A 26110-nucleotide genomic window follows, 5' to 3' on the forward strand; every position below is an offset into this window, starting at 1 on the left:
CTTCTGATTTTTAAGCCGTTATCGCCGGATGCCCGAGGCTAAATTTAAGCTGAAATCGGTTGACGGCGCCCAATCGCGCGATGCCGAGAAGTCGCGCCGCGAGAAGCAGTCGACTGTCGAAGTCGCGTCCGAGGTCGTCGGCGAGCCCGCGCCGCCGCCGGATGTCACCGAACCCGATCCTGAGCTGACACCTGAAGAGGCCGAGCGGGCGCGCAAGAGATACCTGCTTAAGCGCTTCTGGATCAGCGCGCGCGGTTACTGGAGCGGCAGTGGCGACAGGGTCGCCTGGCCGTTGACGATCGGGCTGTTGGTCCTGATCGTCGCCAATGTCGGCTTCCAGTATGGGATCAATGTCTGGAATCGCGCAATTTTCGACGCCATTGAGCAACGCAATGCCCACACCGTATATTGGCTGAGCGCCGTATTCCTGCCACTCGTGCTCGGAAGCGCCAGCCTTGTGGTGGCACAAGTCTTCTTTCGCATGAGGATACAGCGTCGCTGGCGGTCCTGGCTCACCACCGCGGTCATCGCGCGCTGGCTCGCAAGCGGCCGCTACTATCAGCTGAACCTCGTCGGCGGCGATCATAGCAACCCCGAAGCCCGCATCGCCGAGGATTTGCGGATTGCCACCGAATCGCCCGTCGATTTCATCGCCGGTGTCATCGTCGCATTTCTGTCGGCCTCGACCTTCATCGTGGTGCTCTGGACGATCGGCGGCGCCCTGACCCTGACGATTGCAGGTTCGACCGTCACCGTTCCCGGCTTCCTGGTCATCACCGCAGTGCTCTATTCCGCGATCACGTCCACTTCGATGGCGGTCATTGGCCGCCATTTCGTCCACCTCTCCGAGGGAAAAAATCAGGCGGAAGCCGAGTTCCGCTACACGCTGACGCGCGTGCGGGAAAACGGCGAGAGCATCGCATTGCTCGGCGGCGAGGAGGAGGAGCGCAGCGGCATGGACAAGACATTTGCCCATGTGCTCAGGCAATGGGCGCTCCTTGCAGGCCAGCACATGCGCACGGCGCTGGTGTCTCAGGGGTCGAGCCTGTTTGCGCCTGTCGTGCCGGTCTTGCTTTGCGCTCCAAAGTTCCTCGAAGGCAGCATGACACTTGGACAGGTCATGCAGGCTGCCTCGGCCTTTGCCATCGTGCAGGGCGCGTTCGGATGGCTGGTCGACAACTATCCCCGTCTCGCCGATTGGAACGCCTGTGCACGGCGCATCGCCTCGCTGATGATGTCGCTCGACGGGCTCGAGCGGGCGGAACAGAGCAACACGCTGGGACGCATAAAGCGCGGCGAGACCGGCGGCGATGCGATGCTCAGCCTGAACAATCTCTCCGTGTCGCTCGACGACGGCACCGCCGTGGTCAAGGAAACCGAGGTCGTGATCGAACCAGGCGAGCGGGTGCTCGTCGCCGGCGAATCCGGCTCGGGCAAGAGTACGTTGGTGCGGGCCGTCGCGGGTCTGTGGCCATGGGGTAGCGGCAGCGTCAACATCCGCGCCGACAGACGGTTGTTCATGTTGCCGCAACGGCCCTACATCCCGACCGGGACGCTTCGCCGCGCTGTCGCCTATCCAGGCGCCGCCGACAACTGGACGCTGGATAAGATCAAGGCTGCCCTCGACAAGGTGGGACTCGACTACCTCAACGACCGGATCGAGGAGGACGCGCCATGGGACCAGACCTTGTCGGGTGGCGAAAAGCAGCGCCTCGCCTTCGCGCGTCTTCTGCTGCACCGCCCCGATATCATCGTGCTGGACGAGGCAACGTCGGCACTCGACGAGAAGAGCCAGGACAAGATGATGGAGATGATTATTCGCGAATTGCCGAAGGTCACCATCATAAGCGTAGCGCACCGCGCCGAGCTGGAGGCCTTCCACAGCCGCAAGATCACATTGGAGCGGCACAAGGGCGGCGCAAAACTTGTCAGCGATATCGAACTCGTCCCGCGCAAGGACAGACGGAACTTGCTCATGCGCCTTCTGAGGCAACGGCGCGCCAACGGAAAGCCAGCGCGACCTTGAGCAAAGCGGCGCTGCCCTACGCAAAGAGTGAGGCCGCCGGTCGGAGCAGGCGGACCATCGCCGGTTCGAGTCACTGCCCGCATCTGGTCCTGAAAGCACCAGCCGTGGTACCTTGATTCCGGGCAGCTGCTGCTGCCGGAACGTCGATGGCACGAGCGCATTTCCATGTCCGGTGCAACGCCGAGGCCAGCTGTGAAAAACCCGGGTTGATTTCAAAAGCCCCGATTGATTTCGAAAGCAAAGGGACCAGCAATGACAATCGCCAAGAACACGATCTGCCTTTGGTACGACAAGGACGCCGAGGCTGCGGCCCGCTTCTATTCCGAGATTTTTCCCGACAGTTCGGTGAAATCCGTCCACCGCGCTCCCAGCGACTACCCGTCCGGCAAGGCAGGCGACGTGCTGACGGTCGAGTTCACGGTCGCCGGCATCCCCTGTCTCGGCCTCAATGGCGGGCCCGCGTTTAAACACAACGAAGCCTTCTCCTTCCAGATCGCCACCGACGATCAGCAGGAGACCGACCGCTATTGGAACGCCATCGTCGGCAATGGCGGCCAGGAAAGTGCCTGCGGCTGGTGCAAGGACAAATGGGGCATCTCCTGGCAAATCACGCCGCGCGTGCTGACCGAAGCGATGGCCGCCGGCGGCGATGAAGCAAAGCGCGCATTCGAGGCGATGATGGAGATGAAGAAAATCGACGTTGCAGCGATCGAGGCGGCGCGGCGCGGCTGACAGTTCGGGGGTGGCCCGACGCGAAAAGATCAGGGCAGAGCGGCCGGAAATGCTGCCGGCCCATCATCTCCAGGCAGGCGTGCGATGGTGCTGAACTGCGCTGCGTTTTACGACGCCGAACTGCGACGGCACAACGAGGTCTTCAGGGCTGCGGTCAAGGTGGGAACGCGCGATCGCGTGCTCGATATCGGATGCGGTTCGGGACAATCCTCTCGTGATGCTGCCCGTGTCGCGGTGGAAGGCAGCGTGCTCGGCGTGGACGTATCGGCCGAGATGCTCGAGATCGCCCGGAAGTGTAGCGCGAAAGAGGGATTGCGAAACGTCGCCTTTGAGCGCGGCGATGCGCAATTGCTGGTATTTCCGCCTGCCGGCTTCGATCTGTGCATTAGTCGATTTGGAGTGATGTTCTTTGCCGATCCGGCGGCGGCGTTCGCCAATATCGCCCGGGCGATGCGACCAGGGGCACGTCTTGTGTGGATGGTATGGCGATGCCAGGACCGTAACGAGTGGGCAACTGCCATTCAGCGGGCAATTGCGCTGGGGACCGCCATATCGGGGGGCGCCGCCACCCCGTTTTCGCTTGGCGACCCCGCCATCACCGCGGAGATCTTGCGTGCATCCGGTTTTGTTTCGGTCGACTTTGCCGAAGTGCATGAGCCGGTCTTCTACGGCCAGGACGTCGATGTGGCCTATGACGCTTTGCTTGGCCTGCAACTGGTCAAGGATCCGCTCGCCCGCGCAGATGTGGATGTCGACGCGCCGCTGCGGCGGTTGCGCGATCTGCTCGACGCGCATTTGACCGCGGACGGTGTGCTTTTCGACTCGCGTGCCTGGATCGTCACCGCGTTTCGGGCGAGCCGATGGTGACTGCGCGATGTAGACGATCCTGTTCTCTCGGCCTTCCCGTCAGTCCATTTGCGGCGCGACTTCTGAGAGCAGCCAATCCCGAAAAGCCTTGACTTTGCGCTGACGGATCGCCTCTGGCGGGTAGACGAAATAGAAGCTGGAGGGGGATTTCAGGGCGTGGCCGAAGGGGCGGACGAGCCGCCCGGCGGCAAGGTCGGCCGCAACGAGCATGGTCCGGCCGAGCACCACCCCCTCGCCTTGTGCGGCCGACTCCATGGCAAAGGTGGCAGAGTCAAAGGTAATCCCGCTCTGCGGGTCCACGCCCTCGACCCCGGCGCTTGCCAGCCAGGTCGCCCAGTCGATCGGAAAGCTGTCACGGATCAGCGTGTGGTGTTTGAGGTCCTGAGGCGTGCGGAGCGGATGTGCACCCTCAAGAAGCTTTGGGCTGCACACTGGAAACACCTCCTCGCCGGTGAGGAATTCCGACGTGAGCCCCGGATAGTTTCCGCTGCCATAACGGACGGCGACATCGATGCCGTCGCCGAGGAAGTTGGTCAGCTTCCCGCTTGTCGAAACCCGCACATCGACGTCGCCATGCGCACGGTGAAAGCGATAGAGGCGCGGCACCAGCCATCTCCCCGCGAAGCCATCGGAGGTGCTGACGTTCAATGTCGAGCTTGAATAGCGGGCTGTTGCTGCAGCGGTGGCGGTGGCCAACTGGGCGAGCGCCTCGCGCACCGCCCGCGCATAGGGCTCGCCAACGGCTGTCAGACTCACCGAACGCGTACCGCGCTCGAACAGCTGCACACCGAGCTGATCCTCAAGATTCTTGATCGCCCGGCTGATCGCACCGTGGGTGACATGAAGTTCCTCTGCCGCCTTGGAGAAACTCAACAGGCGCGCCGCGGCCTCGAAACTTGGCAAGGTGGTGAGGGGAGGCAGCTTCCGGGGCATGGATCGATACCTGTACGTGTGAGTGATGCTCACAAATTGTCGCCGATAAGTCGTTTGTCGTCCAGGCCAGAAGCCGGCATATTTGCTCGCGTAATCAGTCATTCACCGCCGCTGCAAAAAGGAGAGTTTGATGTGACTGATACTCTCGCTGACGAAAGTCGCGGGGCAACTGCTGAAACCAAAACTGCCGCCACTCTGGGAGAGCACCATGAACGCCAAACGAGTTGAACCCATCGTCGACGTACTGACCGGCATGGCCGGCCGCATCCTCGCCTCGAGCAGCCGGCGCCGGACCGGGCGGCAGATTGCACGCTTCTCGACCCGCCGGCTCGAAGACCTCGGATTTGCCCGCGACTGGGACGGCTCGGTCTATCGGCCGTCGGACTACCGCTAGCCTGAACGAAAGCAACAGCGGACAGGCTCTTCGCCAAAGATCGCTGTCGCAAGGAATTAACGGAGAACGGACATGGCCACCATCCACCCATTCCTCTGGTTCAACACCGATGCGGAGCAAGCTCGCGATTTCTATCTCTCGGTCTTCAAGAACAGCAAAGCGCTCCAGACCATCGAATACACCGACTGGGTGTCCGGAACCAACAAGACGGTCCCGCATGCCACCTTCGATTTCGAGCTCGAAGGACTGCACCTTACTGCGCTCAATGCCGGGCCGCAGCCGCCCTTCAACGAGCGGCTCTCGCTCTACATCGAGACCAAGGACCAGGCCGAGACCGACTACTACTATGAGGCGCTCACCGCCGGCGGCGGCAGGGAACAACCCTGCGGCTGGCTCACCGACAGATACGGCGTCTACTGGCAGGTCATCCCGGAAATCCTGCCGCGGCTCAGTGCCGATCCGGACCGCGAAAAGGCCAACCGCGTCCGGCAGGCGATGTATGGGATGCGCAAGATCATCATCGCCGAGCTCGAAGCCGCCTACGCCGGCAAGGCCTGACCCTCACCGCAATCGCAACGAACGGAGAACCCTCATGACATCGCTCGTGGACAGGAAAGTCATCGTCGTCGGCGGTAGTTCCGGCATCGGTCTCGGCGTCGCGGAAGCTGCTCTCAACGGCGGAGCGAAGGTCGTGATCGTCGGACGCTCGCCCGAGAAACTGCTGGCTGCCGAACGGACGCTCAATGCGGGCCGCGTGACAAGCGTGGTCGCCGACATGACCGACGAAGCGGACGTCGCTCGCCTGTTCGACGAGGTCGGTCCCTTCGATCACCTCGTATCGACCGCCGGAACACTGCCGCCCGGCGATCCCATCGGCAGTACCGACATGGAGGCTGTGCGAGGCTTCGTCGATAACAAGCTGATCGGCGCCGTCTTGCTCTCCAAGCACGCTGTGCGCACCCTGAAAGCCGGCGGCTCGATGACCTTCACCTCGGGAATAAATAAGGATCGGCCGCCGGTGCCGGGAGGCTCGGTCGTCTCCGCGATTGCCGGTTCATTCAGCTACTTCGCCCGCGCCCTGGCGCTCGAACTGGCCCCGACGCGCGTCAATGTCGTGTCGCCCGGATGGGTCGACACACCGATGTGGGACATTGTTGGAGAAGCCAAATCCAGCTTCTTTGCCGACATGGCTGCCCGGTTGCCATCGAGAAAAATTCCGACCGCTGCGGACGTCGCCGCCGCCTACCTCTACCTCATGGAAAGCGACTTCACCACCGGCGAGACGATCCGCATCGATGGCGGCCATAACCTGATCTAGCCGCCATTTGCACGCCGCCTGAATGGGTTGAGCCGGCATGACTGCTAGTCCGGTGCACTGCTGCCGAAGGCGACGAACGCCACGGGTCATGCCGGCGTCGCTCAATCGGGGTTTACATCGGCAGCCAGGTCCCTAGTTTTAGCGTTTCGCGCCGCGCACCTAAGTGTGTGGATGATCGAGGACGGGACCGTGAGCTCTGGCCGGCCCCTCGAAACTTTCAAAGGATGGCTATCATGACACAGGCCAAGAATGGCGACACCGTGCGCATCAATTACAATGGCCGCCTGGCTGACGGCACTCAGTTCGATTGTTCCGGCAACGAACCGCTGCAATTCACGTTGGGTGAAGGACAAGTGATCGCCGGTCTCGAAACCCATGTCGAAGGTATGGAGGTGGGCGCGAAAAGCACCGTCACCATTCCCGCCGAGGCCGCCTATGGCCCCCACCGCCCCGAAGCGGTCATGACCGTCGAACGCGCCCGCGTACCAGACAACATCAATGTCGATATCGGCGCTCGATTGCAGGTCAGAACCCCGGAAGGGCGCCCGATGCCGGTAACAGTCGTCGGCGTGGACGACACCAGCGTCAAGCTCGACGGCAATCATCCGTTGGCCGGACGCGATCTCGTGTTCGACGTTGAACTGGTCGAGATCGTTCAGGCGGCGTAGGGCACGGCAAAGCGCGTAACGGCCATGATTTTCGGGTGACGCATTTCGACCGGCGGTTCCGGCGGTGCGTCACCTGTCGGAGGGAAAGACCGCGACGGCGGAAATCGTGTTGCACCACCCATAGAGACATTCGGCATCTGGAATGTCCAATTCAGCGTCGCAGTCTCGAGGACCTGTGGAAGGGTAGTGTCTCAGTTTGAAATTTAGCCGTCCCCGCCTTTGGCGACCATGCGGTCAAGGACGCGCCCGAGGATGGTAGCGATCTCTTCCATCCCCATTCTCTTGGCCAGCGGAATCAGGACGAGCAGTTCCAAAATCAACAGTGCGATTGGCCCGCCGAACGTCGGCATGAGCGTGAAGAAAACAACGTCCAGCAACATCACGGCTATGACGATGAAGATAAATCGTTCTTCAAGCCGAGCGTCGCGTTCATGCGCAAGCTTCGCCTGCAATTCTTCAATTTGTTTGTCTTTGGGTGATGGCTCGGACGATACCAGAGCGCCAAAGCCTTTGCCGACCACTGGCGGGTCGGCTTCACTCCCCATTGTCCAGTTCCCGATACTCGTTCAAGATATCCGCATTCGGGATTACGCAATGGCGCATCCCAGGAATGTAATTCTTAGCCCACGCGCCATCTTTCCGATGCGTGGCATTAACGAGCCGCCCCGGCCCCAATTTTCCAAGATCCCTGCAAGCCTCGTCTAGGATCGCCCTCTCAGGGCCCGGGTTTAAATCGCCAATCCCGTAGAAAATATTGTCCACCCGGTCTGCGCCAAATATCTTAAGGCGCTGATAGAGGTCAGGGTGGACGGGTCCGTACTCCCATGCCTCAAAGTGCCCATCGACCAGTGGCTCGCCAGTTCACAAACGGCTGTCACTATGTTAAGTAGCGACAGCCGTAGTGATTTGGTGGAGCGCTCGACAGGACTCGAACCTGCGACCGGGAAGCTACGAAACTCCAGCTCTATCCAACTGAGCTACGAGCGCGAAGCGGACGGCCCGAAAGCCGCCCGCCCGATGTTGCCGACCTAAAGCCGCTGCGTTTCCTGCCAGGGATCGCGCAGCGGCTTTTCTATTTGGAAGGGCCGCAGCCGCCGGTCGGCGTCACGCTTTGGCCCCGCACTCTTCTGGACATGACATCCTCCTTATGATTCTTGCATGGTAGTCGCCTTCTCGCCGCCGCGCAAGCCCCCTACTGAGTTAGCAGTTAGCGTTCTTCTCTTGATTTTTCTCTTTAGATGAGAGATAAGGTCGATAACAAAACAGGAGAACGACAATGGCAAAGGTGCGCAGCCCGAACTATCCGAACACCGATTTGACAGCGGCGCTAGCGATGGCCCGCACGCTTTACGAAAAAGACCACCGGAACAAGGTTCCCCAGATCGTCGTTGCGCAACATCTTGGGCATGAGGGACTGAGCGGCCCGGCGCTGGGAAAGATCGGTGTCCTTAGGGCCTACGGCCTACTGGAAGGCAGCGGCGACGAACTCCGCCTCACCGACGATGCCGTTGCCGCACTGATGGCCCCACCTGCGTCGCCGGATAGGCGCGACGCACTGGAACGCCTTGCATGGCGTCCGGCTCTATTCCGGGAAATCCGAAAGGAGATGCCAGGCATGCCCAGCGAACCCAATCTGCGATACTGGCTTGCTAAACGAGGATTTGCCCCTGATGCCGTCGCGAAAGCCATAAAGGCTTACCTCGGAACTTTGCGGCTTGTACCGGATTCGGTGGGGAGTTATAATCCCCCGGAACAAGGTTCGGATGAGGAAATAGACATGCAGGTCGAAGAGACTCCCGCGCCAGAAACGACACGCAAGCAGTCATGGCTTCTAGAGGCGGCTCGACGGGCCGGCACCGTCGAAGCCAACCCCGGCACCCGAAAGGAAGTGATCACCCTTGACGAAGGCGACGTGACGATAGTTTTCCCTGAGAACTTGTCGTCAGCAAGCTTTGCCGATCTAGAGGATCATTTGAAGCTGTTCATTCGGAAGATGCAGCGCCGCGCCAGTACCGCCGCGCAGCAAGCATCACATGAACCGATGACGGACGAAGAAAAGGACTCCTACCAGTAGTCCTACTTTTTCCAACGGCTTGCAGCGGCCTTACGCGCGATCTCGGCGCGACGCTCTGGCGTCATGTTCTCGGCGCGCTTCTTTCCGCCCTTGGCACCAAGAGCTTTCGCGGCAGGGTCTTTGCCGTCGTCAATCACATCGTCGGCTTCCTCGCCTGTCGCGATGCGCATGACGCGGACGGCGTTGCCGATCACGTCGGCGGGGCGTTTCTGGCCTTTAGGTCCGGTAGGCATTTCTAGTTCTCCGCATGGCTAAAAACGACAGCGCCGTTGTCCTTACGAACTTCAACGGACACGATTCCATCGTCGCCCTTTCGGGTCTGGAACATGGAGGTAGCGTGGTCTTTGGCCGCCTTCTCGGCGTCGAAGATCACCTTATCGATGATGCCCTGTCTTCCATACCAGATGACAGTGTAGGCCACTTGTCGCCCTATGCTTTCCGCTAAGCATATAGGCGCTTTCGCCTAGGCGAGCAAACCGGGATAGGCGCTTTCGCATATTTCAAATTTCAAACTGAGACACTACCTTTGGAAGACCTCGCTTGACAGCCGACTTCTCGTGACAGCAAAGTCTCGTGATGCGGGCGATTGGTTGGAATAGAATTGCGCGTGCCGGGGCAATCGTGCTGATGATTGGCACAAATGTTCCTGCGCCGGCACGTTCCGACTCGCTCCTTCTCACAAGCCCGTCCCAGCCAGCCAATGTCGGCGATGCGATGCTGGCGGCTGCCAATTATCATGATTCCGGCGACTATGACCGCGACCTTGCCGCTGTGGCGAAGCAGGCAGGCGACTGGGTCATCAAGCGCGCAATGGAGGTGCCTCGCCCCGCACTGGTGCTCGATATCGACGAGACGGCTTTGGCCAACTGGGAAGTGATCACACGTGACAATTTCGGCCGCCCGATCGGCGGCGCCTGCGACATCGCAATCGATGGTCCCTGTGGCTGGGCCGCCTGGGATCAGCTTGCGAAGGATCCGGCCATCGACGCCGTGCTGGAGGTTTTCCGGCAGGCGCGAACGGCGAAAGTCGCGGTGTTCTTCATCACCGGACGTCCGGAGGACCAGCGTCAGGCAACCGAACAGAACCTGCAGTCGGCCGGCTATGCCGGCTACGAGCACCTTTACATGGTCCAGCCTGGGGCCAAATACGGCTCCGCCGCAGATTTCAAGTCACCCATAAGGGCCGAAATCGAAAAGGCCGGCTACACGATAATTGCCAATGTCGGTGACCAGCCATCCGACCTGTTCGGCGGGCATGCCGAGAGGCTGTTCCTGCTGCCAAATCCGTTCTACCGGGTTCGCTGACGGCCTGTACGGCACAACCCCGGATCCTTGCGGAGCACCTACTAAGGTATCAAGACGACCTTGCCGGTCGCGCCGCGCTCCTCCAGCAGGCGATGCGCCTGGCTGGCCTGGTCGAGCGGGAAGCGGCCACCTTTGGTCACCACAAGCTGACCACCAGCGGCCAGATCGAAAAGCTCCAAAAGGCCGTCACGGAGCCCGTCCCTAGACAGCAACGGCAGCAGGGCAAAACCCTTCAGCGACTGGTTGCGGCCGATCATCGCCTCCATCTCCGGGGCGCCGAGCGCGTATCTGCCAAGTGCTGCAAACACCAACTCTCCGCGAGGTGCCAGAGCCTCCAGCGCAACCGCCGTCAGCGGGCCGCCGACAATGTCGTAGATGATGTCGACGCCGGCGCCGTCTGTGGCTGACCGGACGTGCACCGGCCAATCCGTGTTGCTGTAGTCGACGGCAGCATCGGCTCCCAGCGACAAAGCAAGGTCGAGCTTGGCCTTGCTGCCGGCTGCCGCGATGACACGGCTCGCGCCGGCGCGCTTGGCAAGCTGGACGAGCAACGAACCGACGCCGCCCGCGGCAGCGGCGACCAGCACCGATCTGCCGGCCGGCGGGCTTTGCCGCGATAGATACAATGCCGTCAGTCCTTGCACCATCAATGCCGTCGCGTTTTCGAACGAGAGCGAATCCGGCAAGGGCACGGCCAGGCTTGCGTCGATCGTCACATACTCGGCATAGCCGCCAAACGGGCGGCTCGAGGCGAACAACGACGCGGCGACGCGCGTGCCGAGCAAGGAAGCGTCCACCCCCTGCCCAAGCGCCTCCACGATCCCGGCGGCCTCGACGCCAAGGATCATCGGCAGTTGCGGCGTCACCGCATAGCGATCCGCGCGCATCAGCACTTCGAAGAAATTCACCCCGGCCGCATGAACGCGGACCAAGACCTCGCCGGCTTGCGGCTCAGGCTTCGGCACCGCGACTATGTCGAGAACGTCGGGCCCGCCGAAGCGGCTCAGTTGAATGGCTATCATCGCATGCACCGATCGCTGTTGGCATCGGCCGCTGTTTGCCACTATCTGCCTGGCTTCGACTACATACCGATTTGTCCGCTGCTGACCGGGAGGTGACCATGGCCAAGCTGATCAAGAGACTGCCGACGCTGCCGGCGGAGCGCGCGCTGAAAGTGATTTCGGGCCGCTGGAAGGCGGTCATCCTGTACCATCTCTTCGACGGGGCCCGGCGGCTGTCGGCGCTGCAGGCGCTGATGCCCGATATCACCCAGAAAGTGCTGATCCAGCAGCTTCGCGAAATGGAAGAGCACGGCCTCGTCCGCCGCGAGATCTTTGCCGAGATACCTTCGCGCGTCGAATATTCGGCGACGCGGCTCGGCCTCAGCCTCGAGCCGATCCTGCTGGCACTTTGCCAGTGGGGCCAGCATCACGCCGACGAGCTGAATGAGATGGACCGCCTTGCCGATTGCATCATCAGACCACGGCAAGCGCAGGACGCCCATGCCGTGTGAACAAAAAGGGCGGCGCATGCGCCGCCCCAATGCTTGGGAGAATTAATCCTTGGGAGGACTGCTCGAACCTGTGCTCAGGCCGCCTTGACTTCCTCGGCGACGGCATCGGCCTGACGCGCCGTCTTCAGCACCCTGGCCCACCATGCAATGTCGTTGACCAGCGCGGTTGCCGCCTGGTTGAGGTGCTCGAACTCATCGAGCTTCTTGTCGCCTTGCTTGACGGCAAGGAAATCGGCCCAGGCGATGTGTACGGCGGACTTCACCGGCGCCATCTGCAACTCGACCGCATGCAGCCTCAGCTGCTCGACCGCGCGCGCGCCACCGACGCTGCCATAGCCGACGAAGCCGGCCGGCTTCTTGTTCCACTCGTTGGCGGCGTAGTCGATGGCGTTCTTCAGCACGGCCGTCGGGCCATGATTGTATTCCGCGGCGGTGAAGATGAAGCCGTCGAATCCGGCGACCTTCTTTTGCCAGCGCTGCGCCACTTCGTTCTGCGACGGCACCCAGGCGGAGGATGCGACCTCATCGAAGAACGGCAGCGGGAAATCGCGCAGGTCGACGACTTCAACGTCGATGTCGGCGTGCGACTTGGCTATCTTGGCAATCCATTGGGTCGGGACGTCGGCAAAGCGGGCCGCGCGGGTTGAACCAATGATGATGGCGATTTTGGGTTTTGACATAGAGGGGGCTCTCCTTACGGGAATACTGGTATCGTTTAGATACCTGAGCTATATGAGTAACTGGCCGCTCAATGTGCAAGGAGGCACTTTTTTGTTACCAAGGCACCCGCACCGCACCGAGGACTGCCGCGCCATCTCGGAAATCCTGCAGCGCGTCGGCGACAAATGGACGGTGCTCGTGGTCGGCAAGCTTGGCAACGGGCCGCTGCGTTTCAACGAGTTGCGCAGCGCGGTCGGCGGCATTTCGCAAAAGATGCTGACCACGACCTTGCGCGGGCTCGAGCGCGACGGCTTCGTTACGCGCACCGTGTTCCCGACCATCCCACCGCGGGTCGACTACGAATTGACCGATCTTGGCTACGAACTGCTGGTGCCGGTCGATGCGCTCGGCGAATGGGCACGCAAGAACACCGAGCGCGTCAAGGCGGCGCGCGAGAAGTTCGACGCCATGCACAGCTGAACCCTTGTGCTGCAAGGGTTTGAACCTGTCGGGGAGGCCTCGGATGAGCGCTACTGCTGTAACTGCATCTTGCTCTTCGGCAGCTTCTCGATCCGGTTCCATTTCGGGTTGGGACTGACCACCCTGCCGCCAATCGTGCAGGTCGTGGTCGTCTCCTTGCGGCAATTGCTCACCGTCGTGCCGCTGGTGTCGCATTTCGTCGCCGAGCAGATCTCGCACTTGGCCGCTTGCCCGTTGATGGTGCGGTTTTCCGACGTGCAGGTGGCGCCTGGATCGCCTTTTTTGACCTCCGCCAAAGCGCTTGCGGACGACAGGCAGAACAAGGCTGCAAAGGCACCCGCCAGGGCAGCGTTCAGCATGTGTTGACGCATTGTCTTTCCTCCCAAGATCCCGTCGGTCGCGCTGCAGGCGCGCATGCGGGAACCCGTTAGCCAAAGACCACGCGGGATCGCTGTCCGCATCCCCCGCGCGGGAGAGACGGCTGTTTAAATCCGTCTTCTGGAATCAGGCCGGGTCAGCCTTCGGCCGGAACCGCCTTCGGCTTGCCTTCGCCGTCCAGCGCCACCATGACGAAGTCGGCATGGGTGACCTTCTCCATCAGATCGGAGAGATAGCGCTGCGCCCAGGCCTCGACCTTGAGCGTCATCGAGGTGCGGCCGACGCGTTCGACATGCGTATAGATGCACAGCGTGTCGCCGATCTTCATCGGCTTGGCGAAGGACATTTCCTTCACCGCCGCCGTCACCACGCGGCCCTTGGCGCGCTCGGCGGCGCGGATGCCGCAGGCGAGATCCATCTGCGCCATCACCCAGCCGCCAAAAATGTCACCTGCCGCATTGGCGTCGGAAGGCATGGCCAGCGTCCTGAGCGTCAGATCGCCGATCGGCCGCCCGTCCGCGTAATGCACCATTTGGCCAATCCTCTCGAAGCCGATTGTCCCGATCCGGTATCGTCATGGCACGGACAGGTCAACGCGCCACTGAACAGGTCGCGGCCTGAGGTTCGGCTATCGGTCGACAGTGTTGAAAAGATGCTGTGCGGAGCTAGACGAGCGCACCAGCAGGATTGCATTCCATGGCCGAGGTAAGAAAGCTTACCAATAGGCGTGCTTCACAAAGCGGGCCAGGGCGTCGGGACGTAGGCGTAGGCGTTGCCCTCGCGAATAACATGACCGATGCCTGGAAAGGGCAGGTGCATGCCTGCGACGAGCAGGCCATCCGCCGACACCATGTCGAGCACCTTCTTGCGTGTGGCGATTGCGGCCTCCTGGTCCACGTCGAAGGCGATTGCCCATTCCGGATGCGCAAATTGCAGCGCGGAGGCGTGGATTACGTCAGTGAAGAGCAGCAGGTTGGCGTCACCAGAGCCAATTCGAAGCGCGAGATGCCCCGGCGTGTGTCCAGGCGCAGGCAACGCCCTGATCCCGGGCGCGATCTCGACTTCGCCTTCGATCTTCCGGACCTTGCCATGGTAAGGCACCAGCGATTTGCGCGCTATTTCGAAGTACGGTTTCATCTGGTCGGGCGCCTTGGACCGGATCCCGTCATCGTGCCAGAAAGCGAATTCCGGCGCGGCAACCACGACCTCCGCTGCCGGGAAGGCGGCCTTGCCTCCAATACCGACAAGGCCGTTGGCATGGTCGGGATGGAGGTGGGTGATGATTACCGTGTCGATTTCTTCCGGCCTGACGCCAGCGGCGGCGAGCGCCTCAGGTATATGTCCCAGTATAGGCCCCATCGCCGATGCCGTGCCGGTATCGATCAGCACCCGTCTGTCGCCTTTGGTGACAAGGTAAGCATTGACCGAGGTCGGGAGTGGTTTTGGCAGGAATGCCTTTGCCAGCAGCGCTTCGGCGGCAGCCGTATCTGCGGAAGGGAAGAGTTCGAGGCCGAGATTGAGGTAGCCGTCGCTCAGTGCTGTGATCTCGAGGTCGCCGAGCATGAACCTGTGGGCGCTCGCAAGCGAAGCCGGAGACCGGGCGGCGATAGCCGCAGCGTTGCTCCCAAAGAGGCTGATCGGGGAAAGTAGCAGGGCGCCGGCACTAAAGGTGCCGATGCCGAACGTTCGACGGTCGATATTCATGGTCTTGTCCTTCGAATTGCAGATGAAGCTAGTCCCAGACTACGTCGTCGCAGCCGGGGCGGATGCCGACCGCTCGGACCACTCTTGGGCGGGGGTCGGCGCGGTTCATGGCCAACTCCTTGCGACATCAATAATCCGCCTCACAAACTGCGGGAATAGTGATGGGATGCAGTTCACTGCTGCAGATTATGCAGCAGTGAACTTAAGCGGGTAAGGCCGCTGGTTCGGCCCTCCGAACGGCCTCGCTGAGCCCCGGCTTCGCCTACTGGACAGGTTGCCGGGGCTCGAGCGCTCGGCGCAACGTCGGCGCCTCTTGCTCGATATAATCCCACAGACGGTTCGAGATCGGCCCGTGCGGCCGGTCGCGGCGGCGCGCCACCACCAACTCCTCGGTACGGCCTGGCAGATGACGGCCGGCCATGGATTGCAGGCGTCCGTCGCGCAGCTCATCCTCGATCAGGAAGCGGGGCATGTGGCCCCATCCGAGGCCCTGCAGGATGATTTCCTTCTTCATACCCTGATCGGCCACCATGCATTGCGGCGCACCCTCGATCATGAAGTAGTCTTGTCGCGGTGAATGGCGGGCCGTGTCGCGCATGACACATTGGGTGAACGCGTGCATCTGATCCGGCGTGATGGGGTGCTTGATGCGCTCCGGCAGAAAGCCCGACGCTACTACTGGGACGAAGGGCACCTTGCACAGATCGATCCATTCCACCCGCGGATCGCTCTTGTCGATCCAGTGCAGGATCAAATCGGCTTCGTCATCGAAGAGGCGCTCCCACGGGCCGCCCACCGCCTCGAAGTGCAGATGCAGGCGTGTGCCCGGACACTGGGCGAAGAACCGTCCGAGCATGCCCAATGCCTGCGGACGCGGGCAAAGGTCGCCGATCACCACATGGATCTCGCTTTCTTCGCCCATTGACAGCTGAGCAGCATGAAGCCGCAAGCCTTCCAGCTCGCGCAGCAGCGATTGTGCCCTGTGATGGAACGACAGCCCTGCCTCGGTAGGGCGCACGCGATAGCCGCTGCGATCCAAGAGAACGAGGTCGAGTTGCCGCTCCAGCTTTGCAACGGCTGCGAACACCGCCGGGTGCGAGCGATGCAGCATGGCCGCCGCAGGCTGAAAGCCGCCGCAGCGGACCACGGCATCGAAGCATTGCAGGTCGTGCAGGGTGAATTCGGCCATGTCAGCTTCTGTTACAGAGATAGTCCTATCTTTGTAATATCATCAAAAGCGCGGCGCAGCTAGGCTTTGCCACATTCAACGCTCCAAGAAGGAAGGTGTATTCACCATGAATGAGCTGGATTTCGTGACCGTCGGCGATGGTACCCGCATCGCCTACCGCATCGACGGCGACGCCGGGAAACCCGTGCTGATGCTGTCGAATTCCATCGCCACCACGCTGCGGATGTGGGACATGCAGGTCGACGAGCTGTCGAAGCATTTCCGTGTTCTGCGCTATGATTTTCGCGGCCACGGAGGGTCGAGCGTTCCGGCCGGCGCTTATTCGCTCGACCGGCTTGGCCGCGACGTGATCGAGTTGCTCGACGCCCTGGGCATTGAACGCGTACACTTCCTTGGTCTGTCGTTGGGCGGCTTCGTCGGGCAGTGGCTCGGCATCCACGCGCCCGAGCGGATCGAACGCTTGATCCTGAGCAACACCTCATCCTACCTCGGACCGGCAAAGCAGTTTGACGAGCGGATTGCCGCCGTGCTGCAGGCGCCAGATATGTCCGAAACCGCCGAGATGTTCCTGGGCAACTGGTTCCCTGAAAAAATGCTGGCGGCCAACGGGCCCGTCATCGAAGAATTTCGCGCCATGCTGCTGGCTATCGACCGGCAAGGCTTGGCTGGTTTGTTCGCGGCGGTTCGCGATGCGGACCTTCGCCGAACCATAGCGCTGATTTCCAGGCCAACGCTGGTGATCGCCGGCCGGCACGACACTGTGACAGCCGCCAGCCATAGCGAGCTGATCGCGGCGACGGTGCCCGGCGCGAAACTGGTTGTTCTGCCCGCGGTTCACTTGTCGAACGTCGAGTACCCCGCCGAGTTCATGGAGGCCGTGCTTGGCTTTCTGCGCTGAGTTGGTGCATGACGGGGATGCTGAGTGGCTCCGTTTCGAACATCACCCGCATGGACCGCAACCTATGATGCACTAACGCGTAGCTCAGGCTAGACTGGGCAAGGTAGGTAGCGGATGACGGCTGACATGGAACTTGGCTTTCGCCCATTAACGCCCGATCTGTGGCCGGCGCTCGAGGACCTGTTCGGTGACAGCGCCGTCTGCAGTCGCTGTTGGTGTATGTATGGGCGGATCGGTCGTTCTTACCGAAAGAGACCCGGCGAGGAAAACAAGGCAGCGTTCCGGCAAGCCGTCCAGCATGGTCCGCCTCCAGGCATCCTCGCCTTCGACGACGATACGGCTGTCGGCTGGTGCCGGGTGACGCCGCGAGATGCCCTGCCCTGGCTCGATCGGCTGTGGCAGCTCAAGCGTGTGGATGATGCGCCGGTCTGGTCCTTGTCCTGCCTGTACGTGCGAAAACGATACCGCAGGCGGGGCGTAACATTCCAGCTGATAGCAGAGGCACTGGAACTCGCGAGGCGCGCAAATGCTCCTGCGCTCGAAGCCTATCCTTTCGACGCGGACGTATCGCCGAGCGCTTCCGGCAGCGGATATGCCTCCACCTTCGCGCGCGCCGGGTTCAGGGTCGTCGCTCGCAGGACGCCGGCCCGCCCGATCGTGCGCTATGATTTCAGGTAGATTGCCGATCATCGCCTGTAATGGTTGGACGGCTTGTCGACAAAGCACAGCGAAGGCATGGCCAGCGTCCTGAGTGTCAGATCGCCGATCGGCCGCAGATTCTCGACAACGGATGAACCGAATCGTCTAACCAGGACTGATAGATGAGTAGCTCTCAAATGGATAAGTATGTCTGGGCCTCGGTCTTATATTACACCGTGGCTGCAGTTGGATTTGTGGTTATTTTTGTCTCGATCAATGTGCTTGGAATTTTGTGGGGCCTGCTTGCAATATTCGGGTATTTGGCGCTGGTTACATCTCTCAACATATGGCGACGCAATCGACATCCGCGAAGCGTCTATCAAGTCGAATTGACCAAACGAAGACTGGACGGCTAATCACCGCTGGATGAAAACTCCGAGCATCGCGCCAGTCGCTTTTTTCACATCGGATGCCGGAAGACCCGGCGACGCCGCGCCGCGCCCAAGCCTAGGTTAGAGGCCGAATTCCGGAGCCGACCGCAGCCGCCATGCAGACCTATGATTTCATCATCGTCGGCTCCGGTTCGGCCGGCTTGGTCATGGCCGAAAGATTGTCGGCTTCCGGCCGGTCGCTAGAGCCACTTGGTAAAGTTTTCGATGCGATGGATGCGTTCGACAGATTAGACCCTACGGACCCGTCGAACTGGGTAAATGGAGCCTATTAAGGAAATGCCTAAGCAGGAAGAATGGTCAAGCGAAGAAGACGCTCGTGCATACAGAGAAATCCGAGCATTGGTCGATAAATGGAAACGCCTCGGGCAGAAGACCTATCCGGATGGAACCGAGTGGATTGGCCATACCCCACATCGAGCGCCTCAAGCGTATTTGCATCAGCTGTATGCACCACTTGACGCCATCGGAATTGTGCAGATGGAGTCTGAAATTTCGCGTCGACTCCCAGATAATTTCCGTTGCTTTCTCATGCTCCACAACGGGATAGGTCTGTTTGCGAATTATATAAGCGTCTATGGGCTGCGACGTAGCTGGTCACGCACGAATTTGGTGGAGGCGGGTCAACAACCCTTCTCCATACTGGAACCAAATATAAAGAGACGACCAGGCAATGCACCAGACGATGTTCTCTTTATTGGTGCGCTAGGGGATAATGACGATTTAATTGGCATGAATCCGGACGGGGGGGTCTTTCGCTGGGAGAGTGATGATCCTCTGTCCGGTTCGACCAAGTCCTACTCAAGCGTGTTCACCTTCCTGCTGGAAGAAGCCAATGAGGCGGCGGCCCTGTTCGACCCGGATGGGCGCGAACACGACTGAACTCGGGCAGCAGGCACAGGCTGACATTCAGACTGAATATCCCCGGTCGCTTTTTTCACAACGGATGCCGGAAGACCCGGCGACGCCGCGTCGCGCCCAAGCCTAGGTTAGAGCCGAATTCCGGAGCCAGCCGCAGCCACCATGCAGACCTATGATTTCATCATCGTTGGCTCCGGTTCGGCCGGCTCGGTCCTGGCCGAAAGGCTGTCGGCTTCCGGCCGCTTCTCGGTGCTGGTGCTCGAGGCCGGCGGCAGCGACCGTCGCTTCTACGTGCAGATGCCGCTCGGCTACGGCAAGACCTTCTTCGACCCGGCGGTCAACTGGAACTACAAGGCCGAGCCGGATCCCGGCCTGGCCGGCAATGCCGACCACTGGCCGCGCGGCAAGCTGCTCGGCGGCTCGAGCTCGATCAACGCCATGGTCTGGATCAGGGGCGCGCGCGAGGATTTCGACGCTTGGGCAGCGGCCGGCAATCCCGGCTGGGGCTTCGATGACCTGCTGCCCGCCTTCAAGGCGCTGGAGGATAACCAGGCCGGCGCCGACCAATGGCGCGGCGTCGGCGGGCCGCTGCATGTCACCGACTGCTCGACCTCCGTCCATCCGCTCACCAAGCGCTATCTCGCCGCCGCCAACCAAGCCGGCCTGCCGCTCAACCCGGATTTCAACGGCGCCTCGCAGGAAGGCGCCGGCGTCTACCAGATCACCACCAGGAACGGCCGCCGCATGTCGGCGGCGCGCGCCTTCCTGCGCCCGGCGATGAAGCGCAAAAACGTCCGCGTCGAGATCAACGCCCTGGCGACAAAAATCCTGTTCGAGGGCAAACGCGCCGTCGGCATCGAATATCTCCAGAATGGCGCGACGAAAACCGCCCGCGCCGGCCGCGAGATCATCCTGTCGGGCGGCTCGGTCAATTCGCCCCAATTGCTACAGCTTTCCGGTGTCGGCCCGTCGGCGCTTCTTGGCGCGCTCGGCATTCCCGTCGTTCACGCCAACGAGAATGTCGGGGCAAACCTGCAGGACCATGTCGGCATCAACTACACGTTCAAGGGCAGGCTGCCGACGCTCAACCAGATCCTGCGCCCGTGGTGGGGCAAGCTGCTGGTCGGCATGCAGTACGTGTTTTTGCGCTCAGGCCCGCTGTCGCTGTCGATGAACAATGCCGGCGGCTTCTTCCGCACCGATCCGGCCACGGCACGGCCCAACATGCAGCTCTATTTCCAGGCGTTTTCGACGGTCATTCCGAAGAGCGGCGAACGGCCGATCCTGACGCCCGATCCATGGCCGGGCTTTTCCATCGGTCTCTCCAATTGCCGTCCGTCGAGCCGCGGCGAAATCATGATCCGTTCCGCCAATCCGCGCGATTATCCCAAAATCGTCGCCAATGCCTTTTCGACCGAGGCGGATGTCGTTGAAATGCTGGCGGCGGTGAAATTCGTCCGGAAGATCGCCTCGATGCCGGCGATGGCCGAGATCATAGAGGAAGAGGTTTTGCCCGGCCCCTCGATCACCTCCGATGCGGATCTCATTCAGGATTTCAGGAAGCGCTCGGGCACCGTCTACCACCCGGTCTCGACCTGCCGCATGGGGCCGGACGCGGCGCACGCCGTCGTCGATCCGCGCCTCAAGGTGCACGGCATCCAGGCCTTGCGCGTCATCGACGCCTCGATCTTTCCCGACAACATAACCGGCAACACCAACGCCGCCGCGATGATGACCGGATGGAAGGGCGCCGAACTGGTTCTGGAGGATCAGAAATGAAAATCACCGACGTCAAGACCTGGGTGGTCGGCAATCCGCCGCCCGGCATCGGCGGCAAGTATTTCATCTTCGTCAAGCTCACCACCGATGGCGGCGTCGTCGGCTATGGCGAGGCCTACAACGCCACCTTCTCGGCACATGTCACGGCGAAAATGGTTGAGGACATGGCCGAACGCTATCTGATCGGCCGCGATCCGCACGACGTCGAGACCTTCTTCCGCCGCGCCTATTCGTCCGGCTTCACCCAGCGCCCCGACGTCTCCAGCATGGGCTGTTTCTCGGCGCTCGAAATCGCCTGCTGGGACATTATCGGCAAAGAGGCCGGCAAGCCGGTCTACAAGCTGCTTGGCGGCCAGGTGCACGAAACGCTGCGTTCCTATACCTACCTCTACCCGCACAGCGGCAGCGTCCACTCCGAGGACGCGCGCGGCAAGAACGTCTACAACGATCCCGACCTGGCCGCTGCCTGCGCGCTGGAATATATCGAGCAGGGTTTTAACGCGGTCAAGCTCGACCCAGCCGGCCCCTACACCGCCTTCGATGGCCACCAGCCGCGCCTCGTCGACATCGATCTCTCCGCCCGCATGGTCAAGGCGATCCGCGAGGCGATCGGCACAAGAGCCGACATCCTGTTCGGCACGCACGGCCAGTTCACCGCATCGGGCGCGCTGCGCCTGGCTCGCGCCATCGAGCCCTATGATCCGCTGTGGTTCGAGGAGCCGGTGCCGCCCGACATGCCCGAGGTGATGGCGCAGGTCGCCCGCGCGACCCCGATCCCGATTGCCACCGGCGAGCGGCTGACGACCAAGTTCGAATTCGCCCGCGTCATCGAGAACCGTGCGGCGACCATTCTTCAGCCGGACCTTGGCCGCTCCGGCGGCATTCTCGAAACCAAGAAGATCGCGGCCATGGCCGAGGCCTATCACATCCAGATCGCACCGCACTGCTATTGCGGGCCGATCGTCGGCGCCGCCAACATCCAGCTCGCGGTGACGCTGCCCAATTTCCTCATTCTGGAATCGCTGAAACAGTGGGACGGTTTTCACGCGAAGCTGCTCAAGAAGAAGATCGAATGGCAGGACGGCAACGTCATCCCGTCGAAGGAGCCAGGCCTCGGTGTCGAACTCGACGAAGCCGTCTGCGAGGCGCATCCCTGGACCGGCAAGGATCTGCATTTGCAGATGATGCAGACGCCGCTGATGCCGTGACCTGTCGAGCGGGATCGACAGACAATATCACGCGATTTCAACGTGTTGGACGCAGGATCGGAATCACCGCCGAAAGGATTTGAATCAATCCCTCAACGGCTTGATTCAATATCTCAGCGTCAAGGCACCGGGCAGGATCTCGAAAGTCGCTGGTATGCGACCCGGCGATTCGCCGTCTATGTCGATCAGCGCGGCGTTCTTTTGCACATCGCCGAGCGGCTCGACAACCACTTTCTTGCCGCGCAGGATGGTGATCGCCGGATGGTTGCGGTGCCGCCCGCCATAGAGCAGGCGGATGTCCCAGATCAGCTTCAGCTTGCTGGCGGCGCGCAGGATGACGATGTCGAACTCGCCGTCGTTAAGCTCGGCGTCGGGCGCGATCATCATGCCGCCGCCGAAGAATTTGCCGTTGGCCACCGCCACCAATGCCATGCGCGCCTCAACCGGGGCACCGTCGTCAATGGTGATCGCAACGTCCTGGAAGCGGTAACGGAGGAATTCCCAGACCGTGCGCCAATAGAACAGCGCCTTGGCCGAAACCTTGCCCTTGCGCCTGTCGGCGTTGACCGCGCGGTCGGTAGCGCCGGAAAGCCCGAGGCTGGCGATGTTGATGAAATGGCGGCTGGCCAGCGCGCCATGGTCGTCGACATAGCTGATGCAGCCGGCATCGACCTTGCGCGGCTTGGCCTCGGCAATCCGCTTCAGCGTCAGATCGACATTGTTCGACAGGCCGAGCCCGCGGGCGAAGTCGATGCCGGTGCCGCACGGCAGCAGCCCGAGTTCGGACGTCCGGCCGCTTTCCCGGAAAGCCTTCAGCAGCCCGTCGGCGACTTCGCTGGCGGTGCCGTCGCCGCCGGCCGCGATCACCAGCTCGAAGCCGATGGCGGCAAGGTCGAGCGCCAGCCGTTCGGCATCCCCCTCGGCCTGCGTTTCACGCAGCTCGAAATCGCCGAAATGTCTTTTCAGCGAAGCCGCAACCTCGGGCCAATGCCGCTTGAGCCTGCCGCCGCCGGCGATCGGATTGAGAACCACCGCGACCTTCAAGCCTGCCTCCCCAAGGCCATCGAACACGCCTTCCAATCATTTGCCGGCATTGAAGCCCGCGCCGGGCCGCGGGGCAAGGGTCGATTACCCGACAATGCGGCTTCGGCATCGAGGCTGCAAATCCCGACCGGCGGCGGCAGAGATCGGAAAGTCGCTATTTTGGCAGGGTCAGTCCCCGATAATCCCGCTATCCACAGGCTCGCGGCAGTTTCGCCAAACGCTTATCCGACGTACGTTAAAACCCATCTCAGGCGGCTACCGATCGCCACGCCGAAAGGCAAAGCGGAACGGCGGATTTCCTGAGGCCCGTACGGCCCTGAACGAGAACAGGCTTGCTTGTTGGAGGGATGGACGCCGAGACCTACGGGGCCGCGGAAAGCGTGCGAACGCCGACGGCGGACCGATGCTGCCATGAAGGACGGCAAAAACCTTCGATGGCGCGCTGGGCAAAGCTCGCAAGAGCGGAGACCGGCGTGGTCCGGAACGGACGCTGCCCTAGGGTGGCGACTGGCAGGACCGTCAAAATCAAGGCCGGCATGGCGCGACATCTTTCGGGAGTTGCTGCCGCGACCGTGTCCTGATCTGACAGGGAGGCGCTGGGAGAAATCCCGGCGCCGACTGTCTTTGTGGCCCCGCCTGACGATTTTGCCGGCGACGCTTCACGCTGCGCCAAAATCAGCTACTATCCACTGCCGTCGGGGGCCGTTTAAAAGGGCTGACGGCAGGGGGACATTTCATGACGCTCATCCAAAAGCTTGCCGTTGCCTATGCTTTCCTGTTCTTCGGTGTCGTTGCCATCGGCTATGTGCCGGCTTTCAACGATGCCGGCGGCAATCTGTTCGGCCTGTTTTCGCTGCAATGGTATGATGATTTGCTGCACGCCTTCTCCGGCGTCTGGGCGCTGGCCGCCGCCTTCATCTCGCACCGCCAGGCGGTGTTCTATTTCAAGCTGTTCGGCTCGGTCTATCTGTTCGACGGCGTGCTCGGCCTGGTCACCGGTTCCGGCTGCCTCGATGGCGGCATCTTCATCAACGGCTTCCGCTCCCTGAACGACATCGAATTCCCGGCCCGCTTCTTCGCCAACCTGCCGCACATCGTCATCGGCGGCTTCGCCGTCTATGTCGGGTTCTGGTTGTCGAAACGTGTGTACGACCATTTCGCCACGGCCTGACCGGCCATGTTCCTGTTTCGCTGGCTGAAGCGCATCATCAAGGCGATCCTCTGGCTCGTCGTCATTGTCGTGTTGATCCCGATCGCCGGGCTGGCCTACGGCTTTCTCACCACGCCGTCGCTGGACACAACACCATTGCCGGGCATCGCCGGGGGTGCTCCGCCAAAGGCGCTGGCCGACAAGGTCCGTGCCGAGATCTCCGGCTACCAACGGCCGGAGGAATCGACCTTTCTCACCTATCCGGAATGGGCCATCGTCTACGCCGCGCGTGAATATGCCGGCTTTGTCGACAAGAACCAGCCGAGCGGCTTCCCTTATCTCTCCTATATCGGCCGCTTCTGGCAGGATTACGCGATGGTCACCCGCGCCAGCTCCGCCTACAAGTTCAACCTCGACAACCACCAGATGCTGGTGATCATCGGCACCAGCCACACGATCGAGCACGCCATCCAGTGGGCCTATGAAAATACGGTCGGCCGCATTACCGAAGCGACAGCCGGCAAGCGCACCACCGTCGACATCTACCAGGCCAAGGTCGCGGCCGACTACGCCGGTTTTCTCGATCAGGTGCCGTGGTACCAGTTTCCCTATGCCGAAAAACGTGCCGGCCTGTTAGCCGTCCAGCCGGCGCCGGACGACAGCGCCGTCCGCGCCGGCGAACGCAAGCTCGCCTTCGGCCTCGCCGACACGATCAAGCAGGGCTATGCCGATCTGATCAAGTCGGCGCTCGCCGCCACCACCGATCCCGCCTTGCTCGACATTCATGTCTGGGCCAAGGGTCCGGTCGGGGAAGTGACGCGCAACGAGCCCGACACCTTGCTGGAGCGCGATCTCGGCGCCGACGGCACGGTCTTCGTCACCAGGCGCTATCAGGTGTTCACCGACATGATCCCGCGCCTGATCGACAAGGGCGTCTCCTTCGTCGAGATCGGCGGCAATGACGAGATCATGGTCACCATGCTTTCCAATGACGAGATCAATGTTCCCGAAGGTGCACGCACCTTGTTCAGCTACCCGCTTCCGGCGGAACCCTCCACGCGCCGCACCGGGCTGACCGTCGCCGTGCGCAAGCTGCACATCGTGCTGCCGGCGCTGATGACGGCGGGCGCCAGGCTCGAGCATGTCTACGATTACTGAGGCCTTTCGGTCACAGCCGGCCTCGGCAAGACGTTGCGTGATGCTCCGCCACGCTCATTCCACAATCGCGGCCAAATCCCGCCTTGTTCCGCAACGATTGATGATGCCGTAGACACGTTGTCTTGCGCACATGTGCCAGGCAACTCGGAGGGACAAGACTGTGATCAAGACCGCCCTTGTCGCCATGACCATCGTCGGCTGCGATTGCGACGCCAAGCTTTGCGAATATATCGGCGAGACGCCCGCCAAATGGTCGACCATCGCCGAATGCGAAGCGGCGATGAAAAGCCAGATGCTGCACGAGCGCAATTTCGACTATCCGCTGGTCTCCGGCATCTGCCGGACACAGAACTCGTCTTCGTCATCGCAGCTCGCTGCGACCGCTTCCGAGCCTGAATTGACGACGGCCAGCACCGCAGCGACAGACCCGCTGCCACCGGAACTGAGCCATCGGCCCAGTGCTGCGGTCGGAACGCAGGCCGCGGCGACGGAAACGGAAGCCGTCCGGCCGGTCGCCTATGAAGCGGCGGTCGATGGCGGCAGCGCCCTGCTCTACCGCACGAAGGCCGGCTACGCCGTGGTCAAGACCGATCTCGGCCGCGCCGCATCGGCAACGATCGGCATCGCCAGGCGTTCGGCGAACTGGCTGGCGGCGAAGCTGCCTGACGGTCTGTAGCCGCCGC

General features: G+C 61.7%; 32 protein-coding genes and 1 tRNA gene. 20 read left to right on the top strand and 13 right to left on the bottom strand.

Going from position 1 to position 26110, the window contains the following annotated elements; genetic code table 11:
- Positions 1-28 precede the first annotated feature (28 nt).
- The 3 genes from NKI67_RS08805 (at position 29) to NKI67_RS08815 (ending at position 3625) form a co-directional block, all read left to right on the top strand.
- On the top strand, positions 29-2026 hold the full coding sequence (locus NKI67_RS08805) for an ABC transporter ATP-binding protein/permease (protein WP_352645011.1): 1998 nt from the start codon (positions 29-31) through the stop codon (positions 2024-2026).
- Between the two features lie 258 nt (positions 2027-2284).
- Positions 2285-2758 carry a VOC family protein gene (locus NKI67_RS08810; protein WP_352450557.1) on the top strand — a complete coding sequence of 158 codons (474 nt, stop codon included), beginning with the start codon at positions 2285-2287 and terminating at the stop codon, positions 2756-2758.
- Positions 2759-2842: 84 nt separating this feature from the next.
- Positions 2843-3625: a class I SAM-dependent methyltransferase gene (locus tag NKI67_RS08815; protein WP_352645013.1), complete on the top strand. Its 783-nt coding sequence runs from the start codon at positions 2843-2845 to the stop codon at positions 3623-3625.
- Positions 3626-3664: 39 nt separating this feature from the next.
- Here NKI67_RS08815 and gcvA read toward each other — a convergent pair whose 3' ends face one another.
- Positions 3665-4558 (bottom strand): transcriptional regulator GcvA, encoded by an 894-nt coding sequence (gcvA, locus tag NKI67_RS08820; RefSeq protein ID WP_352645015.1) that lies wholly within the window; start codon positions 4556-4558, stop codon positions 3665-3667.
- Positions 4559-4766: 208 nt separating this feature from the next.
- On the opposite strand from gcvA, the gene NKI67_RS08825 reads away from it, so the two are divergent.
- The 4 genes from NKI67_RS08825 to NKI67_RS08840 all read left to right on the top strand — a co-directional run bounded on the left by NKI67_RS08825 (position 4767) and on the right by NKI67_RS08840 (position 6938).
- A complete protein-coding gene (locus tag NKI67_RS08825) occupies positions 4767-4952 on the top strand; it encodes a DUF1127 domain-containing protein (RefSeq protein WP_352637203.1) in 186 nt (61 codons plus the stop codon).
- A 72-nt stretch (positions 4953-5024) separates the two neighbouring features.
- Positions 5025-5510 carry a VOC family protein gene (locus tag NKI67_RS08830; protein ID WP_352623119.1) on the top strand — a complete coding sequence of 162 codons (486 nt, stop codon included), beginning with the start codon at positions 5025-5027 and terminating at the stop codon, positions 5508-5510.
- 34 nt (positions 5511-5544) lie between these two features.
- Positions 5545-6270 carry an SDR family oxidoreductase gene (locus NKI67_RS08835; protein ID WP_352567972.1) on the top strand — a complete coding sequence of 242 codons (726 nt, stop codon included), beginning with the start codon at positions 5545-5547 and terminating at the stop codon, positions 6268-6270.
- Between the two features lie 233 nt (positions 6271-6503).
- Positions 6504-6938 carry an FKBP-type peptidyl-prolyl cis-trans isomerase gene (locus NKI67_RS08840; RefSeq protein ID WP_352645017.1) on the top strand — a complete coding sequence of 145 codons (435 nt, stop codon included), beginning with the start codon at positions 6504-6506 and terminating at the stop codon, positions 6936-6938.
- A 203-nt stretch (positions 6939-7141) separates the two neighbouring features.
- Here the strand turns inward: NKI67_RS08840 and NKI67_RS08845 are convergent, their stop codons facing one another.
- The 3 genes from NKI67_RS08845 to NKI67_RS08855 form a co-directional block, all read right to left on the bottom strand.
- Positions 7142-7483, bottom strand: coding sequence for a hypothetical protein (locus NKI67_RS08845; RefSeq protein WP_352645019.1), 342 nt, complete (start codon positions 7481-7483; stop codon positions 7142-7144).
- Positions 7473-7787 carry a Panacea domain-containing protein gene (locus NKI67_RS08850; RefSeq protein ID WP_352637249.1) on the bottom strand — a complete coding sequence of 105 codons (315 nt, stop codon included), beginning with the start codon at positions 7785-7787 and terminating at the stop codon, positions 7473-7475. The genes NKI67_RS08845 and NKI67_RS08850 overlap by 11 nt, the downstream gene beginning before the upstream one ends.
- A gap of 61 nt (positions 7788-7848) precedes the next feature.
- A tRNA-Thr gene (locus tag NKI67_RS08855) sits at positions 7849-7925 on the bottom strand.
- Between the two features lie 289 nt (positions 7926-8214).
- Here NKI67_RS08855 and NKI67_RS08860 point away from each other — a divergent pair.
- Positions 8215-9012 (top strand): hypothetical protein, encoded by a 798-nt coding sequence (locus tag NKI67_RS08860; RefSeq protein WP_352637205.1) that lies wholly within the window; start codon positions 8215-8217, stop codon positions 9010-9012.
- A gap of 2 nt (positions 9013-9014) precedes the next feature.
- Here the strand turns inward: NKI67_RS08860 and NKI67_RS08865 are convergent, their stop codons facing one another.
- Positions 9015-9245 (bottom strand): RNA-binding protein, encoded by a 231-nt coding sequence (locus NKI67_RS08865; protein ID WP_352637206.1) that lies wholly within the window; start codon positions 9243-9245, stop codon positions 9015-9017.
- A gap of 2 nt (positions 9246-9247) precedes the next feature.
- Positions 9248-9433: a hypothetical protein gene (locus tag NKI67_RS08870; protein ID WP_352637207.1), complete on the bottom strand. Its 186-nt coding sequence runs from the start codon at positions 9431-9433 to the stop codon at positions 9248-9250.
- 293 nt (positions 9434-9726) lie between these two features.
- Between NKI67_RS08870 and NKI67_RS08875 the strand changes: the two genes are divergently transcribed.
- Positions 9727-10317 carry an HAD family acid phosphatase gene (locus tag NKI67_RS08875; protein ID WP_352645022.1) on the top strand — a complete coding sequence of 197 codons (591 nt, stop codon included), beginning with the start codon at positions 9727-9729 and terminating at the stop codon, positions 10315-10317.
- Positions 10318-10358: 41 nt separating this feature from the next.
- Here NKI67_RS08875 and NKI67_RS08880 read toward each other — a convergent pair whose 3' ends face one another.
- Entirely contained in the window at positions 10359-11339 is a 981-nt protein-coding gene (locus NKI67_RS08880) for a quinone oxidoreductase family protein (RefSeq protein WP_352645024.1), read from the bottom strand.
- Positions 11340-11437: 98 nt separating this feature from the next.
- On the opposite strand from NKI67_RS08880, the gene NKI67_RS08885 reads away from it, so the two are divergent.
- Positions 11438-11830: a winged helix-turn-helix transcriptional regulator gene (locus tag NKI67_RS08885; protein WP_352645026.1), complete on the top strand. Its 393-nt coding sequence runs from the start codon at positions 11438-11440 to the stop codon at positions 11828-11830.
- 74 nt (positions 11831-11904) lie between these two features.
- Here NKI67_RS08885 and NKI67_RS08890 read toward each other — a convergent pair whose 3' ends face one another.
- A complete protein-coding gene (locus NKI67_RS08890) occupies positions 11905-12510 on the bottom strand; it encodes an NADPH-dependent FMN reductase (RefSeq protein ID WP_023678377.1) in 606 nt (201 codons plus the stop codon).
- Positions 12511-12601: 91 nt separating this feature from the next.
- Here NKI67_RS08890 and NKI67_RS08895 point away from each other — a divergent pair, with 91 nt between their 5' ends.
- Complete coding sequence (locus tag NKI67_RS08895; protein WP_023678378.1) at positions 12602-12970, top strand: winged helix-turn-helix transcriptional regulator; 369 nt, start codon at positions 12602-12604, stop codon at positions 12968-12970.
- A gap of 50 nt (positions 12971-13020) precedes the next feature.
- Here the strand turns inward: NKI67_RS08895 and NKI67_RS08900 are convergent, their stop codons facing one another.
- From NKI67_RS08900 to NKI67_RS08915, 4 genes are all read right to left on the bottom strand, one after another.
- On the bottom strand, positions 13021-13341 hold the full coding sequence (locus tag NKI67_RS08900) for a hypothetical protein (protein ID WP_352645028.1): 321 nt from the start codon (positions 13339-13341) through the stop codon (positions 13021-13023).
- 143 nt (positions 13342-13484) lie between these two features.
- Positions 13485-13880 (bottom strand): acyl-CoA thioesterase, encoded by a 396-nt coding sequence (locus NKI67_RS08905; protein WP_023678380.1) that lies wholly within the window; start codon positions 13878-13880, stop codon positions 13485-13487.
- Positions 13881-14080: 200 nt separating this feature from the next.
- Positions 14081-15052, bottom strand: coding sequence for an MBL fold metallo-hydrolase (locus NKI67_RS08910; RefSeq protein WP_352645030.1), 972 nt, complete (start codon positions 15050-15052; stop codon positions 14081-14083).
- A gap of 262 nt (positions 15053-15314) precedes the next feature.
- Entirely contained in the window at positions 15315-16241 is a 927-nt protein-coding gene (locus NKI67_RS08915; protein ID WP_352645032.1) for a LysR family transcriptional regulator, read from the bottom strand.
- Positions 16242-16347: 106 nt separating this feature from the next.
- Here NKI67_RS08915 and NKI67_RS08920 point away from each other — a divergent pair, with 106 nt between their 5' ends.
- The 6 genes from NKI67_RS08920 to NKI67_RS08945 all read left to right on the top strand — a co-directional run bounded on the left by NKI67_RS08920 (position 16348) and on the right by NKI67_RS08945 (position 22075).
- Complete coding sequence (locus NKI67_RS08920) at positions 16348-17139, top strand: alpha/beta fold hydrolase (RefSeq protein ID WP_352645034.1); 792 nt, start codon at positions 16348-16350, stop codon at positions 17137-17139.
- A gap of 114 nt (positions 17140-17253) precedes the next feature.
- Entirely contained in the window at positions 17254-17817 is a 564-nt protein-coding gene (locus NKI67_RS08925) for a GNAT family N-acetyltransferase (RefSeq protein ID WP_352645036.1), read from the top strand.
- A gap of 508 nt (positions 17818-18325) precedes the next feature.
- A complete protein-coding gene (locus NKI67_RS08930; RefSeq protein WP_352450472.1) occupies positions 18326-18502 on the top strand; it encodes a hypothetical protein in 177 nt (58 codons plus the stop codon).
- A 4-nt stretch (positions 18503-18506) separates the two neighbouring features.
- Positions 18507-19109 (top strand): SMI1/KNR4 family protein, encoded by a 603-nt coding sequence (locus NKI67_RS08935; RefSeq protein ID WP_352645038.1) that lies wholly within the window; start codon positions 18507-18509, stop codon positions 19107-19109.
- 141 nt (positions 19110-19250) lie between these two features.
- Entirely contained in the window at positions 19251-20867 is a 1617-nt protein-coding gene (locus NKI67_RS08940; RefSeq protein WP_352645040.1) for a GMC family oxidoreductase, read from the top strand.
- On the top strand, positions 20864-22075 hold the full coding sequence (locus tag NKI67_RS08945; RefSeq protein WP_352623108.1) for a mandelate racemase/muconate lactonizing enzyme family protein: 1212 nt from the start codon (positions 20864-20866) through the stop codon (positions 22073-22075). The genes NKI67_RS08940 and NKI67_RS08945 overlap by 4 nt, the downstream gene beginning before the upstream one ends.
- 105 nt (positions 22076-22180) lie before the next feature.
- Here NKI67_RS08945 and NKI67_RS08950 read toward each other — a convergent pair whose 3' ends face one another.
- Positions 22181-23119 carry a diacylglycerol/lipid kinase family protein gene (locus NKI67_RS08950; RefSeq protein ID WP_352645041.1) on the bottom strand — a complete coding sequence of 313 codons (939 nt, stop codon included), beginning with the start codon at positions 23117-23119 and terminating at the stop codon, positions 22181-22183.
- A 736-nt stretch (positions 23120-23855) separates the two neighbouring features.
- Between NKI67_RS08950 and NKI67_RS08955 the strand changes: the two genes are divergently transcribed.
- The 3 genes from NKI67_RS08955 to NKI67_RS08965 all read left to right on the top strand — a co-directional run bounded on the left by NKI67_RS08955 (position 23856) and on the right by NKI67_RS08965 (position 26103).
- Complete coding sequence (locus NKI67_RS08955; RefSeq protein WP_023719157.1) at positions 23856-24290, top strand: DUF4383 domain-containing protein; 435 nt, start codon at positions 23856-23858, stop codon at positions 24288-24290.
- A 6-nt stretch (positions 24291-24296) separates the two neighbouring features.
- The gene (locus NKI67_RS08960) at positions 24297-25427 is read left to right on the top strand and encodes a hypothetical protein (protein ID WP_352645043.1); all 1131 of its coding nucleotides are present in this window, start codon (positions 24297-24299) and stop codon (positions 25425-25427) included.
- 160 nt (positions 25428-25587) lie between these two features.
- On the top strand, positions 25588-26103 hold the full coding sequence (locus NKI67_RS08965; RefSeq protein ID WP_352645045.1) for a hypothetical protein: 516 nt from the start codon (positions 25588-25590) through the stop codon (positions 26101-26103).
- Positions 26104-26110 lie beyond the last annotated feature (7 nt).

Source organism: Mesorhizobium sp. M0408, assembly GCF_040321495.1.
Classification (GTDB): domain Bacteria; phylum Pseudomonadota; class Alphaproteobacteria; order Rhizobiales; family Rhizobiaceae; genus Mesorhizobium.

Coding starts and splice junctions, on each gene's coding strand:
- NKI67_RS08940 (WP_352645040.1), top strand. CDS start 19,251: ATGCAGACCTATGATTTCATCATCGTTGGCTCCGGTTCGGCCGGCTCG.
- NKI67_RS08825 (WP_352637203.1), top strand. CDS start 4,767: ATGAACGCCAAACGAGTTGAACCCATCGTCGACGTACTGACCGGCATG.
- NKI67_RS08905 (WP_023678380.1), bottom strand. CDS start 13,880: ATGGTGCATTACGCGGACGGGCGGCCGATCGGCGATCTGACGCTCAGG.
- NKI67_RS08805 (WP_352645011.1), top strand. CDS start 29: ATGCCCGAGGCTAAATTTAAGCTGAAATCGGTTGACGGCGCCCAATCG.
- NKI67_RS08890 (WP_023678377.1), bottom strand. CDS start 12,510: ATGTCAAAACCCAAAATCGCCATCATCATTGGTTCAACCCGCGCGGCC.
- NKI67_RS08815 (WP_352645013.1), top strand. CDS start 2,843: ATGGTGCTGAACTGCGCTGCGTTTTACGACGCCGAACTGCGACGGCAC.
- NKI67_RS08920 (WP_352645034.1), top strand. CDS start 16,348: ATGAATGAGCTGGATTTCGTGACCGTCGGCGATGGTACCCGCATCGCC.
- NKI67_RS08845 (WP_352645019.1), bottom strand. CDS start 7,483: ATGGGGAGTGAAGCCGACCCGCCAGTGGTCGGCAAAGGCTTTGGCGCT.
- NKI67_RS08930 (WP_352450472.1), top strand. CDS start 18,326: ATGCAGACCTATGATTTCATCATCGTCGGCTCCGGTTCGGCCGGCTTG.
- NKI67_RS08840 (WP_352645017.1), top strand. CDS start 6,504: ATGACACAGGCCAAGAATGGCGACACCGTGCGCATCAATTACAATGGC.
- NKI67_RS08885 (WP_352645026.1), top strand. CDS start 11,438: ATGGCCAAGCTGATCAAGAGACTGCCGACGCTGCCGGCGGAGCGCGCG.
- gcvA (WP_352645015.1), bottom strand. CDS start 4,558: ATGCCCCGGAAGCTGCCTCCCCTCACCACCTTGCCAAGTTTCGAGGCC.
- NKI67_RS08865 (WP_352637206.1), bottom strand. CDS start 9,245: ATGCCTACCGGACCTAAAGGCCAGAAACGCCCCGCCGACGTGATCGGC.
- NKI67_RS08830 (WP_352623119.1), top strand. CDS start 5,025: ATGGCCACCATCCACCCATTCCTCTGGTTCAACACCGATGCGGAGCAA.
- NKI67_RS08955 (WP_023719157.1), top strand. CDS start 23,856: ATGACGCTCATCCAAAAGCTTGCCGTTGCCTATGCTTTCCTGTTCTTC.
- NKI67_RS08910 (WP_352645030.1), bottom strand. CDS start 15,052: ATGAATATCGACCGTCGAACGTTCGGCATCGGCACCTTTAGTGCCGGC.
- NKI67_RS08900 (WP_352645028.1), bottom strand. CDS start 13,341: ATGCGTCAACACATGCTGAACGCTGCCCTGGCGGGTGCCTTTGCAGCC.
- NKI67_RS08875 (WP_352645022.1), top strand. CDS start 9,727: ATGCTGGCGGCTGCCAATTATCATGATTCCGGCGACTATGACCGCGAC.
- NKI67_RS08935 (WP_352645038.1), top strand. CDS start 18,507: ATGCCTAAGCAGGAAGAATGGTCAAGCGAAGAAGACGCTCGTGCATAC.
- NKI67_RS08880 (WP_352645024.1), bottom strand. CDS start 11,339: ATGATAGCCATTCAACTGAGCCGCTTCGGCGGGCCCGACGTTCTCGAC.
- NKI67_RS08860 (WP_352637205.1), top strand. CDS start 8,215: ATGGCAAAGGTGCGCAGCCCGAACTATCCGAACACCGATTTGACAGCG.
- NKI67_RS08835 (WP_352567972.1), top strand. CDS start 5,545: ATGACATCGCTCGTGGACAGGAAAGTCATCGTCGTCGGCGGTAGTTCC.
- NKI67_RS08915 (WP_352645032.1), bottom strand. CDS start 16,241: ATGGCCGAATTCACCCTGCACGACCTGCAATGCTTCGATGCCGTGGTC.
- NKI67_RS08925 (WP_352645036.1), top strand. CDS start 17,254: ATGACGGCTGACATGGAACTTGGCTTTCGCCCATTAACGCCCGATCTG.
- NKI67_RS08960 (WP_352645043.1), top strand. CDS start 24,297: ATGTTCCTGTTTCGCTGGCTGAAGCGCATCATCAAGGCGATCCTCTGG.
- NKI67_RS08945 (WP_352623108.1), top strand. CDS start 20,864: ATGAAAATCACCGACGTCAAGACCTGGGTGGTCGGCAATCCGCCGCCC.